Genomic DNA, 10,658 nt, shown 5'->3' with positions numbered 1-10,658 from the left:
TTCTACAACCTGCGCTGATCGACATCCGCCATGCTCGCGCCACGCCACTGGGTGGCATTGGGTCTAGGGGGCCTGCTGGCGCTGCTGCAATACCAGCTCTGGCTGGGCCGCGGCAGCTGGCCCCAGGTCCAGGCCTACCGCCAGCAGCTGGCCGAACAGACCCGCGCCAACGAACTGGCCCGCCAGCAGAACGAGCAGCTGGCCAGCGAGGTGCGTGACCTGCAGGACGGCATGACCATGGTCGAGGAGATCGCGCGCTACGAGCTCGGCCTGCTCCGGCCCAACGAGGTGTTCGTCAAGGTCACCCCGCCCAGCGCCGCACCGCGCTGAGCATCATTCGAGGCGCGGCTCGCTGCGCCATCGATGCCATGAAAACGGCCACCCTTGGGGTGGCCGTTTGTCATTGTGCAGGCCCTGTGACAGGCCGTGGGCGATCTTCAGTGCAGCTGGTCGCTGGCCGGCGGCTGGCGGTCCTGCTGCAGGAACAGGCGGGCCGCATCGACCGGATCGAAGCGGTATTGCGCGCCGCAGAAATCGCAGGCCACCTCGATCTCGCCGCGTTCGGCCAGGATGGACTCGACCTCGTCGACGCCGAGTCCCTTGAGCATGGTGGCAACGCGCTCGCGCGAGCAGGTGCAGGCGAAGCGGGGCTCGATAGGGCCGTCCTCGGGCTGGAAGCGCAGCAGGTCCTCCTGCCAGAACAGGCGGTGCAGGATAGTCTCGGCGTCCAGCGTCAGCAGCTCCTCGGGCTTGAGGCTGGCGGCCAGGGTGGCGATGCGGTGGTAGTCCTCGTTCTCGCCGATCGCGTCGCCCTGGGCCTGCACGGCAGAGCTGCCGGCCAGGTTGGACGCGCCGGTGGCGGGCAGGCGCTGGATCAGCAGGCCGGCGGCGACCTCGCCGTTGGCGGCCAGCACCAGCTTGGTGTCGAGCTGCTCGCTGCGCAGCATGTAGTGCTCGAGCACCTCGCTCAATTTCTCGAGCTTCTCGTTGTGCTCGCCGCTCAGCGGCACCACGCCCTGGTAGGGCTGCTGGCCCGGCAGGCGGTCCTTGGGGTCGAGCGTGATCGCGCAGCGGCCCAGGCCGTTGACGTTGACCATGTGGCTCAGCGGCACGCCGTCGGCGACCTCGCCATTGACGGTGGCTGTGGTGCGGAAGCTGAAGTCGGGCTGGACCTCGGTGACCGCGAGCTTGACCGGCCCGTCGCCGAACACCTGCAGCACCAGCGCGCCATTGAACTTGATGTTGCCCTGCATCAGCACGGCGGCCGCCGACATCTCGCCGAGCAGCTCGGTGACGGCGGCCGGATAGCCGCCGGCCTCGCGGTGGCGGCGCAGCACTTCCTGCCAGGAGCCGGTCAGGCGCACCAGCATGCCGCGCACCGGCAGGCCTTCGAACAGGAACTTGTGCAATTCGGATTTGTGCAATTCGGTCATTTCAGTCTCAAGCCAGCTTGACGAGTCCCGCCTGGTAGCGGCGGGCATTGGCGATATAGTGTTGGGCGCTGCGGCGCAGGCCTTCGATCTGCTCGGGGCTGAGCTGGCGCACGACCTTGGCCGGGCTGCCCAGGATCATCGAGCCGTCCGGGAATTCCTTGCCCTCGGTCACGAGCGAGCCGGCGCCGACCAGGCAGTTGCGGCCGATGCGGGCGCCATTGAGCACCACGGCGCCGATGCCGATCAGGGTCTCGTCGCCGATGGTGCAGCCATGCAGCATGACCTGGTGGCCCACGGTCACGCGCTCGCCGATGGTGAGCGGAAAGCCCTGGTCGGCATGCAGCACGCTGGCATCCTGGACATTGCTGCCAGCACCGACGCGGATGCGGTCGGAGTCGCCGCGGATCACGCAGCCGAACCAGACGCTGCTGTCGGCGCCGAGCTGCACGTCGCCGATCACCTGCGCGCTGTCGGCGACGAAGGCGCTGGGGTCGACCTCGGGCACGAGGTCGTCAAGTTGGTAGATGCTCATGCCTAGAATTGTAAGGATGGAAGCCATGGAAACCGCCCCGCAAGGTCTTGCCTTGCCCGAACTGCGCGCGCAGGCGCTGGCCGCGCTGTGCTGTCCCGACATCGGGCGCAAGTGCGAACTGGCCCGCAAGCTGCATGCCGAAGCCGCGCAGCTGCCGCTGGACACCGAGGCCTTGCTGATGCCGCCGGCCGGCAGCGCCCTGCCCGGCCGGCCGCAGCGGCCGCGCCTGGTCATGCCCAAGCAGGTCGCGCAGCGCTCGCCCTTCACGCTCGAGGGCCGCGCGGCGCTGATCCATGCGATCTGCCACATCGAGTTCAACGCGATCAACCTGGCGCTCGACGCGGTCTGGCGCTTTGCCGGCATGCCGCGCGAGTTCTACCTCGACTGGCTGCGCGTGGCGGCCGAGGAGGCCTACCACTTCGGCCTGCTGCGCGAGCACCTGCGCGCCATGCCGCCGCGGCAAGACGGCCAGCCCTGGGACTACGGCGACTTCGACGGCCACGACGGGCTCTGGCTGATGTGCGAGCGCACCGCGCATGACGTGACCGCGCGCATGGCCCTGGTGCCGCGCACGCTGGAGGCGCGCGGCCTCGACGCGACGCCACAGATCCAGGCCAAGCTCAGGCGGATCGGCACCCCCGATGCGCTCGAGGCGATCGCACGGCTCGACATCATCCTGCGCGACGAGGTCGGCCATGTCGAGATCGGCAACCGCTGGTACCGCTGGCTCTGCGCCGGCCAGGGCCTGGATCCGGTCGCGCATTACGGCGAGCTGGTGCGGCGCCACCAGGCGCCGCCGCTGCGCCCGCCCTTCAACCAGGAGGCCCGGCTGCGCGCGGGCTTCAGCCAGCAGGAACTCGACTACCTGCTCGGCGCCTGAATCTCCACCCAGCCGCCAGAACAGCCACTCGAGCCCCGCCCCATGATCGAACTCCATCCCATCCCCGCCTTCCAGGACAACTACCTCTGGCTGCTGCACGACGGCCACCAGGCGGTCGTGGTCGACCCGGGTGACGCCGCGCCGGTGCAGAACTTCCTGGAACAACACGGGCTGCAGCTGCAGGCCATCCTGCTGACGCATCACCACAAGGATCACACCGGTGGCGTGGCCGAACTGCGCGCGGCCAGCGGCGCCCTGGTCTACGGCCCTGCAGCCGAGGCCTTGCCGGCGGCGGTCGAACCGGTGCAGCGCCTGGGCGCTGGCGAGCGCCTCGAGCTGCTGGGCCTGGGCTTCGAGCTGATCGAGGTGCCCGGCCACACCGCCGGCCATGGCGCCTACTTCGTGGCGCAGGCGCCGGGCGGACCGCTGCTGTTTTGCGGCGACACCCTGTTCTCGGGCGGCTGCGGCCGCATCTTCGAGGGCACGCCGGCGCAGCTGCTGGCCTCGCTGGACCGGCTGGCTGCGCTGCCGGACGAGACCCGGGTCTGCTGCGCGCACGAGTACACCCTGTCCAACCTGCGCTTCGCGCAGGCGGTCGAGCCGGGCAATGCGGCGATCAGCCAGCATCTGGCGCATTGCCAGGCAGTGCGCGAGCGCGGCGAACCCACGCTGCCGAGCCGGATCGGGCTCGAGCGCCAGATCAACCCCTTCCTGCGCAGCCGCGAGCCGGCCTTGCTGGCGGCACTGGCGCAGCGCGACCCCGCAGCCCAGGACGAGGTGGCGCGCTTTGCGGCGCTGCGCGAGTGGAAGAACGGTTTCCGCTGAAAAATGCGCGTGGCGGGAACCCTGGCCGATAATTGAGGTCTCAACACCTTTGGTCTGCCCCCACCTCCCCGATGAACCGACACCGACTCTGGTGGCCCCTGCTGAGCGCCCTGTTCCTGTCTGCCTGCTCCAGCCTGCCTGCGCCTGACGAAGCAGCCAACCTTGAAGCGCCAGTGCAGTCTGGCGAATCGCCCTACCTGCTCAAGGCGCGGCGCGGCGGCAATCCAACCCTGTCCGAACTGCGCACCGAACCCGGCATCGGCCTGCGCGCGGTCGCGCCGCTGACCGTTCCGACCGACCTCTGGGACCGGATCCGGCGCGGCTTTGCGATGCCCGACCTCGAGAGCGATCCGGTACGCGATCGCGAACAGTGGTATGCCGCCCGCCCCGAGTACATCGAGCGCATGACGGCGCGCAGCAACAAGTACCTGTTCCACATCGTCGAGGAACTCGAGCGGCGCAACATGCCGACCGAGCTTGCGCTGCTGCCCTTCGTCGAGAGCGCCTTCAACCCGCAGGCGGTCTCGAGCGCGAGCGCCGCCGGCATGTGGCAGTTCATGCCGGCCACCGGCAAGGACTTCGACCTGACGCAGAACATGTTCCGCGACGACCGGCGCGACGTGCTGGCCTCGACCCGGGCCGCGCTCGACTACCTCGAGCGGCTGAACCGCCAGTTCAACGACTGGCACCTGGCGCTGGCGGCCTACAACTGGGGCCAGGGCAATGTCGCCAAGGCGATCAAGCGCAACCAGGCCCAGGGACTGGGTACCTCCTACACCGAGATCAACCTGCCGCTGGAGACGCGCCAGTATGTGCCCAAGCTGCAGGCGCTCAAGAACATCGTGGCCCAGCCGGAGCGTTTCCGCGCCAGGCTGCCGGCGATCGGCAACCACCCCTTCTTCGACGCGGTGCCGATCAAGCGCGACATGGACGTGGCCAAGGTGGCCGAGCTCGCGGGCGTGAGCGAGCGTGACCTGCGCCAGCTCAATCCCTCGATCAACAAGCCGATGTTCATGGCGGCGGCCAACCCGAGCGTGCTGCTGCCCTGGGACAACGCGGCCGAGTTCGAGGCCAAGCTGGCCAGCTACAGCGGCCCGCTGGCGAGCTGGACCGCCTGGAAGGCACCGCGCGACATGACGGTCGCGCAGGCCGCCGAGCAGCATGGGGTCGATGCCAGCGAGTTGCGCGAGCTCAACAAGATCCCGCTGCGCATGCTGGTCAAGGCCGGCTCGACCCTGCTGGTGCCGCGCAGCGGCAAGCTCGACATGGATGTGCCGGAACACCTGGCCGACCATGGCCAGCTGCTGCTCAAGGAAGAGATCATCCTGGTGCGGACCCTGGTCAAGGCGCGCAAGGGCGACACCCTGGCCAAGCTGGCCCAGCGCTACCGGGTCAGCGCAGCCAAGGTCGCCGACTGGAACGACCTCTCGCCCAAGGCCAAGCTCAAGCCCGGCCAGCAGCTGGTGCTGCAGCTGCCGCAGCGCGAGGCCAGGATGGCCGCCGCGGATGAACGCAGCGCCCAGCAGGCCGCAGCCGACAAGGCCAAGCCGGGCAGGAAGGGCGAGAAGGGCAGCAAGGTGGCGGCGACCAAGCCGACCAGCGGCAAGCCCAGGTCATCGCGCGATCTGAAGGTCGCGCTCGACAGCAAGAAGCGCTGACGGCCAAGGCCCGACCGGACATCAACCGGACATCAGAGACAGCAGTCGGCGACGGCTGATCGCATCAGTGCAAGGGAAACCCGCGCCGCGCCGGGCGCCGTGACTCAGCGCCGGTCGGCCAGCGCGTGGGCAATGGTGCCCAGGTCCACGTATTCGAGCTCGCTGCCGATCGGCACGCCGCGCGCGAGCCTTGTGACCTTGACCTGCAGCGTCTTGAGCAGCTGCGTGATCACATGCGCGGTCGCCTCGCCCTCGGCGGTGAAGTTGGTCGCCAGGATCAGCTCGCGCACCTCGTGCGGCGGCGGCTGGGCCACGCGCTCGAACAGCCGGCGCAGCGCGATGTCATGCGCGCCGACGCCGTCGAGCGGGCTGAGCCGGCCCATCAGCACGAAATACAGGCCGCGGTAGGCACCGGTACGCTCGAGCGCGGCCTGGTCGGCCGGCGTCTCGACCACGCACAGCTGGCCCGCGTCGCGCTGCGGATCGAGGCAGGTCGGACAGATCTCGTCCTCGGTGAAGGTGTTGCACAGCGCGCAATGGCGCACGCCCTGGACCGCCTGCTGCAAGGCCTGGGCGAGCTGCAGCGCCGCGTCGCGGTCATGCTGCAGCAGATGGAAGGCCATGCGCGAGGCCGACTTGACGCCCACGCCCGGCAGGCGCTGCAAGGCGCGCACCAGGGCATCGAGGGACTGGGCCTGGCTCACCGCCAGCCAGTCAGAACGGGAACTTCATGCCGCCGGGCAGGCCAGGCATGCCGGCCGTGATCTTGCCCATCTTCTCGGTGCTGGTTTCCTCGGCCTTGCGCACCGCGGCGTTGAAGGCGGCGGCGACCAGGTCTTCCAGCATGTCCTTGTCCTCGGCCAGCAGGCTGGGGTCGATCGTGACGCGCTTGACGTCGTGCTTGCAGGTCATCAGGACCTTGACCAGGCCGGCGCCGGACTCGCCGCTGACCTCGATGTTGCCGAGCTCGTCCTGCGCGCGCTTGAGGTCTTCCTGCATGGTCTGGGCCTTCTTCATCAGGCCGGCGAGTTGTCCTTTGTTGAACATGTGTTTTCCTTAGGGGGTTTGAAAGTGGGAATCAGATCGGCTTGATGCTGCCAGGCACGATTTTGCCGCCAAAGTCGCGCTGCATCGCCTGCACGAAGGGGTCTTGCGTCATGGTGGCCTCGGCCTGGCGCTGGCGCTCGGCCGCAGCGGCGGCCAGGCGACGCGCCGGCGTGTCGATGGTTTCACCGCGCTCGATGCGCAGCCGCACCGGGTAGCCCGCCTGGACCAGCGCCGCCTGCAAGCGCTCGCGCGCGGCCGACTGCAGCAGCGAGGCATTGGCCGAACGCAGCTGCCACTCGTCGCCCACGCGGGCGATCAGCTCGGACTGCAGCGCCAGCTCGCGCACCAGCGCGATGATGGCCTCCGACTCGGACAGGGCCATGACGGTCTGGAACCAGAAATCGGCTTCGGCAGCTGGCGCGGCCGGTACGACCGGCATGGCCTGCTGCGACGGCGACGGCTCTGGCTGCCGTGACGGAGGCTGCGGCACAGCACTGGCGGCACTGGCACTGGCACTGGCACTGGCACTGGCACTGGCAGCTGGGGCCGGGCTGGCAGGCCGGGCTGGCGCCGACTCGTAGCGTATCGGTGCGGGTGCAGCCCGCATCATGGCATCGAGCTCGGCCTCGGCATCGAACTCGACATCGGAGCCGTAGGCACTGCTCCAGCCATCGTCCATGGCCGGCGCCGGCCTCGGAGCAGGCGCCTGACTCGGGCCCGGGCGCACGGCGGCTCTTGCCGGAGCAGCAGCTGACGCCGATGCAGCGGGAGCGGCATGGCGGGGACCAGGTGCGACCACGGGAGCCTGGCTGGCCGGCAGGGCGGGCGTCGGCTGGACGGCAGGCGCGGGACGGGCAGCCGGCATTGCTGCTGGAACCGGAGCCGGAGCCGGCGTCGAGGCTGTGGCAGGCCGGGACAAGACGGCCGGCGGTGGTGACATCGCTCCAACCGTAGCCGCCACCGGCGCAGCCGTTGGCGTGGCCAGCACAGGCTGACCGGCGGCCGGCTCAGCCGGCTTCAGAGTTTTTTTTTCAGCCGCGCCGACTGGCTTGAAGGCCAGCAGTCGCAGCAGCACCATGGTCAGCGCGGCATATTCGTCGGGCGCCAGGCCCAGTTCGCCGCGGCCATGCAGGCACAGGCTGTAAAGCAGCTGGGTCTCGTCGGCGGGCAGCGCCTGGGCCAGCCTCAGCGTCTCGGCGGCCTCGGGATCGTCGGAGGCCGAGACCGCCTGCGGCACCTGCTGGGCGACCGCCATGCGCTGCAGCACGCCGGTCATTTCCTCCAGCGTCGAGGCGGCGCTGAAGCCATTGAGCCGCAGCGCATCGACCGTCTCGACCACGGTACGACCGTCGCCGGCAGCCAGCGCGCCGATCAGCGCGAACACATGGCTGCGGTCGACCGCGCCCAGCATCTGACGCACGGTGGCTTCCTGCAGCTGGCCGCCACCAAAGGCGATCGCCTGGTCGGTCAAGGAGAGCGCATCGCGCATCGAGCCGCGCGCGGCGCGCGCGAGCAGACGCAGCGCCATCGGCTCGGACGCCACGGCTTCCGAGGCTAGCACCTGGCCCAGGTGCTCGAACACCGTCTCGGGCGCCATCGGGCGCAGGTTGAACTGCAGGCAGCGGCTCAGCACCGTGACCGGCACCTTCTGCGGGTCGGTGGTCGCGAGCACGAACTTGAGGTACTCGGGCGGCTCCTCCAGCGTCTTCAACATCGCGTTGAACGCGGTGTTGGTCAGCATGTGCACTTCGTCGATCATGAAGACCTTGAAGCGTCCCTGCACCGGCTTGTAGACCGCCTGCTCGAGCAGGGCCTGGACCTCGTCGACGCCCCGGTTGGAGGCCGCATCGAGCTCGGTGTAGTCGATGAAGCGGCCGGCGTCGATGTCGCGGCAGGCCTCGCAGACGCCGCAGGGCTGGGCCGTGATGCCGCCCTGCCCGTCGGGACCGGTGCAGTTGAGCGACTTGGCCAGGATGCGCGAGACCGTGGTCTTGCCGACCCCGCGCGTGCCCGTGAACAGGTAGGCGTGATGCAGCCGCTGGGTGGTCAAGGCATTGCCGAGCGCCTGCACCACATGCTCCTGCCCCACCATTTCGGCGAAGTTCTTCGGGCGGTATTTGCGGGCCAGGACGACGTAAGACATGGCGGCGATTCTAAGGTCTGGGGGAGCCCGGTCTTCGAAGTCAAAATGCGCCCTGTCGCCCGCCAGGGACAAGCCACAGGACCAGCCATGCGATTTCCCACCCCGCCCCGCCTGCTCGCCCTGCTCTCAGCCAGCCTGCTGGCGGCTTGCAGCAGCCTGGCGCCCACCCTGCTCACCCTGCCCGAGCCGGCGCCGCACCAGCCCGAGGGCCAGTCGGGCTACCAGGACAAGCCTGGCTGGCAGACCTCAAGCTTTGCCGTGGCGGCCGCCAACCCGCTGGCCACCGAGGCCGGCTACCAGATCATCCGGGCCGGCGGCAGCGCGCTGGATGCCGCCATCGCGGTGCAGATGGTGCTGACCCTGGTCGAGCCCCAGTCCAGCGGCATCGGCGGCGGCGCCTTCCTGCTGCATTTCGATGGCCGCTCGGTCCAGGCCTTTGATGGCCGCGAGACCGCGCCGGCCGAAGCCGACGAGCGGCTGTTCCTCAGGCCCGACGGCCAGCCGATGGCCTTCGCCGACGCCGTGGTCGGCGGCCGCTCGGTCGGGGTGCCCGGCAGCCTGCGCATGCTGGAGCTGGCGCACCGGCAGCATGGCCAGCTGCCCTGGGCCCGCCTGTTCCAGCCGGCCATCCAACTGGCCGAGCAGGGCTTCCGGGTCAGTCCGCGGCTCAACCGGCTGCTGGCCGCCGACCCGCACCTCAGGAAGGACCCGGTCGCCGCCGCCTACTTCTACGATGCAAAAGGCCTGCCCTGGCCGGTCGGCCATCGGCTGCGCAATCCCGAGCTGGCCCGGCTGCTGCGAGACATTGCGGCCCAGGGCTCGCAAGCCCTGCACCAGGGTCCGGTGGCGCGGGCCATCGTCGACAAGGTGCGCTCGCACCCGGGCAACCCGGGCAATCTCAGCCTGGCCGACCTGGCGGGTTACCAGCCGCGCCAGCGCGAGGCGCTGTGCTTCGAGCATGCGGTGCCGCCGGCCAAGGCCTACCGGATCTGCGGTTTTCCGCCGCCGGGCTCGGGGGCGCTGGCGATCGGCCAGATCCTGGGCCTGCTGCAGCAGACCCCTGCCGCCGCCCTGCCGCTGGGCGCGAACGGGTTGCCCAGCGCCGACTGGCTGCACCACTACACCGAGGCGGCCCGGCTGGCCTTCGCCGATCGGGCGCAATATGTCGCCGATCCCGATTTCGTTGCGCCACCGGCCGGCTCCTGGCTGAGCCTGCTCTCGCCCGACTACCTGGCCCGGCGCGCGCAGCTGATCGGCCCGCGGTCGATGCAGATAGCTCCGCCAGGACGCCCGCAAGGCCTGCAGACCAGCTTTGCCCGCATGCCCGAGCAGCCGGAATACGGCACCAGCCACATCAGCATCGTCGATGCGCAAGGGCGTGCCGTCGCCATGACCAGCAGCATCGAGGACGCCTTCGGCTCGCGCCAGATGGTCAGGGGCTTCCTGCTCAACAACCAGCTGACCGACTTCAGCTTCGTGCCGCGCGACGCCCAGGGCCGGCCCGTTGCCAACCGGGTCCAGCCCGGCAAGCGGCCGCGCTCGTCGATGGCGCCGACCCTGGTGTTCGACCAGGCTGACGGACAGCTGCTCATGAGTGTCGGCAGCCCCGGCGGCGCCCTCATCATCCACTACACCGCCAAGGCCCTCTGGGGCAGCCTGCACTGGGGCCGCAACGCGCAGCAGGCGATCGACCTGCCCAACTTCGGCAACCTCAACGGCCCGACCCTGCTCGAAACCGGGCGCTTCCCCCCGGCCAGCCTCGACGCGCTCAGGGCGCGTGGCCATGAGCTGCGCGAGATCGACATGACCAGCGGCCTGCAGGCAATCGAGCGGATACCGGGCGGATATTTCGGCGGCGCCGACCCGCGGCGCGAAGGCGTGGTGATGGGCGACTGATTCAGGCTACAATCTCGCTTGACGGGCCTTCCCGCATGGGGAAGCGGCCAACCGGGTCAGGTGGGGAACCAAGCAGCCCTAACCGTGGAGCCAGTGCCGGGGTCAAGGCTCGTCACCCCATTCTTGCGTGCAGGATCGCGCGACCAGCGAAGCGCCATGCTCCACAGCCCTAGGGCCTGTTAACGCAATCGAAGGACCTCGGCGATGAACGCGACGGTGATGAAGGCCGCAAACATCACATCGG

10 protein-coding genes and 1 other RNA gene are annotated in these 10,658 nt (G+C 69.6%); 6 read left to right on the top strand and 5 right to left on the bottom strand.

Annotation, left to right across the window (positions count from 1 at the left end; genetic code table 11):
* Nucleotides 1-30 precede the first annotated feature (30 nt).
* Nucleotides 31-330, top strand: coding sequence for a septum formation initiator family protein (locus tag C6P64_RS16450; RefSeq protein ID WP_105749623.1), 300 nt, complete (start codon nucleotides 31-33; stop codon nucleotides 328-330).
* A 107-nt stretch (nucleotides 331-437) separates the two neighbouring features.
* On the opposite strand, the gene hslO is transcribed toward C6P64_RS16450, so the two are convergent.
* Together hslO and C6P64_RS16440 are read right to left on the bottom strand one after the other, a co-directional pair.
* On the bottom strand, nucleotides 438-1,433 hold the full coding sequence (hslO, locus tag C6P64_RS16445) for an Hsp33 family molecular chaperone HslO (protein WP_105749622.1): 996 nt from the start codon (nucleotides 1,431-1,433) through the stop codon (nucleotides 438-440).
* A 7-nt stretch (nucleotides 1,434-1,440) separates the two neighbouring features.
* Nucleotides 1,441-1,965: a gamma carbonic anhydrase family protein gene (locus tag C6P64_RS16440; RefSeq protein WP_105749621.1), complete on the bottom strand. Its 525-nt coding sequence runs from the start codon at nucleotides 1,963-1,965 to the stop codon at nucleotides 1,441-1,443.
* A 16-nt stretch (nucleotides 1,966-1,981) separates the two neighbouring features.
* On the opposite strand from C6P64_RS16440, the gene C6P64_RS16435 reads away from it, so the two are divergent.
* The 3 genes from C6P64_RS16435 to C6P64_RS16425 all read left to right on the top strand — a co-directional run bounded on the left by C6P64_RS16435 (nucleotide 1,982) and on the right by C6P64_RS16425 (nucleotide 5,328).
* Complete coding sequence (locus C6P64_RS16435) at nucleotides 1,982-2,845, top strand: ferritin-like domain-containing protein (RefSeq protein WP_425436773.1); 864 nt, start codon at nucleotides 1,982-1,984, stop codon at nucleotides 2,843-2,845.
* A 42-nt stretch (nucleotides 2,846-2,887) separates the two neighbouring features.
* Nucleotides 2,888-3,670 carry a hydroxyacylglutathione hydrolase gene (gene gloB, locus C6P64_RS16430; RefSeq protein ID WP_211296874.1) on the top strand — a complete coding sequence of 261 codons (783 nt, stop codon included), beginning with the start codon at nucleotides 2,888-2,890 and terminating at the stop codon, nucleotides 3,668-3,670.
* A gap of 71 nt (nucleotides 3,671-3,741) precedes the next feature.
* The gene (locus C6P64_RS16425; protein ID WP_105749620.1) at nucleotides 3,742-5,328 is read left to right on the top strand and encodes a transglycosylase SLT domain-containing protein; all 1,587 of its coding nucleotides are present in this window, start codon (nucleotides 3,742-3,744) and stop codon (nucleotides 5,326-5,328) included.
* Nucleotides 5,329-5,432: 104 nt separating this feature from the next.
* Here the strand turns inward: C6P64_RS16425 and recR are convergent, their stop codons facing one another.
* From recR to dnaX, 3 genes are read right to left on the bottom strand one after another with little or no spacing between them, the layout of a single operon-like run.
* The gene (gene recR / locus C6P64_RS16420; protein ID WP_105749619.1) at nucleotides 5,433-6,032 is read right to left on the bottom strand and encodes a recombination mediator RecR; all 600 of its coding nucleotides are present in this window, start codon (nucleotides 6,030-6,032) and stop codon (nucleotides 5,433-5,435) included.
* 10 nt (nucleotides 6,033-6,042) lie between these two features.
* Entirely contained in the window at nucleotides 6,043-6,375 is a 333-nt protein-coding gene (locus C6P64_RS16415; protein WP_105749618.1) for a YbaB/EbfC family nucleoid-associated protein, read from the bottom strand.
* 31 nt (nucleotides 6,376-6,406) lie between these two features.
* On the bottom strand, nucleotides 6,407-8,518 hold the full coding sequence (gene dnaX / locus C6P64_RS16410; RefSeq protein ID WP_105749617.1) for a DNA polymerase III subunit gamma/tau: 2,112 nt from the start codon (nucleotides 8,516-8,518) through the stop codon (nucleotides 6,407-6,409).
* An 87-nt stretch (nucleotides 8,519-8,605) separates the two neighbouring features.
* Between dnaX and C6P64_RS16405 the strand changes: the two genes are divergently transcribed.
* Together C6P64_RS16405 and ffs are read left to right on the top strand one after the other, a co-directional pair.
* Nucleotides 8,606-10,414: a gamma-glutamyltransferase family protein gene (locus tag C6P64_RS16405; protein ID WP_105749616.1), complete on the top strand. Its 1,809-nt coding sequence runs from the start codon at nucleotides 8,606-8,608 to the stop codon at nucleotides 10,412-10,414.
* A gap of 20 nt (nucleotides 10,415-10,434) precedes the next feature.
* An RNA gene (gene ffs / locus C6P64_RS16400) (signal recognition particle sRNA small type) lies at nucleotides 10,435-10,531 on the top strand.
* The last annotated feature ends 127 nt before the right edge of the window (nucleotides 10,532-10,658 follow it).

The organism is Malikia granosa (assembly GCF_002980595.1).
Taxonomy (GTDB): Bacteria; Pseudomonadota; Gammaproteobacteria; order Burkholderiales; family Burkholderiaceae_C; genus Malikia; species Malikia granosa.
Note: the sequence above shows the minus strand (reverse complement) of the source record. Positions and strands in the feature narration are given on the sequence as shown.

What these genes read in the sequence shown, in the direction of transcription:
- C6P64_RS16450 (WP_105749623.1), top strand. Translation starts at nt 31, where the DNA reads ATGCTCGCGCCACGCCACTGGGTGGCATTGGGTCTAGGGGGCCTGCTG.
- hslO (WP_105749622.1), bottom strand. Translation starts at nt 1,433, where the DNA reads ATGACCGAATTGCACAAATCCGAATTGCACAAGTTCCTGTTCGAAGGC.
- C6P64_RS16440 (WP_105749621.1), bottom strand. Translation starts at nt 1,965, where the DNA reads ATGAGCATCTACCAACTTGACGACCTCGTGCCCGAGGTCGACCCCAGC.
- C6P64_RS16435 (WP_425436773.1), top strand. Translation starts at nt 1,982, where the DNA reads ATGGAAGCCATGGAAACCGCCCCGCAAGGTCTTGCCTTGCCCGAACTG.
- gloB (WP_211296874.1), top strand. Translation starts at nt 2,888, where the DNA reads ATGATCGAACTCCATCCCATCCCCGCCTTCCAGGACAACTACCTCTGG.
- C6P64_RS16425 (WP_105749620.1), top strand. Translation starts at nt 3,742, where the DNA reads ATGAACCGACACCGACTCTGGTGGCCCCTGCTGAGCGCCCTGTTCCTG.
- C6P64_RS16415 (WP_105749618.1), bottom strand. Translation starts at nt 6,375, where the DNA reads ATGTTCAACAAAGGACAACTCGCCGGCCTGATGAAGAAGGCCCAGACC.
- dnaX (WP_105749617.1), bottom strand. Translation starts at nt 8,518, where the DNA reads ATGTCTTACGTCGTCCTGGCCCGCAAATACCGCCCGAAGAACTTCGCC.
- C6P64_RS16405 (WP_105749616.1), top strand. Translation starts at nt 8,606, where the DNA reads ATGCGATTTCCCACCCCGCCCCGCCTGCTCGCCCTGCTCTCAGCCAGC.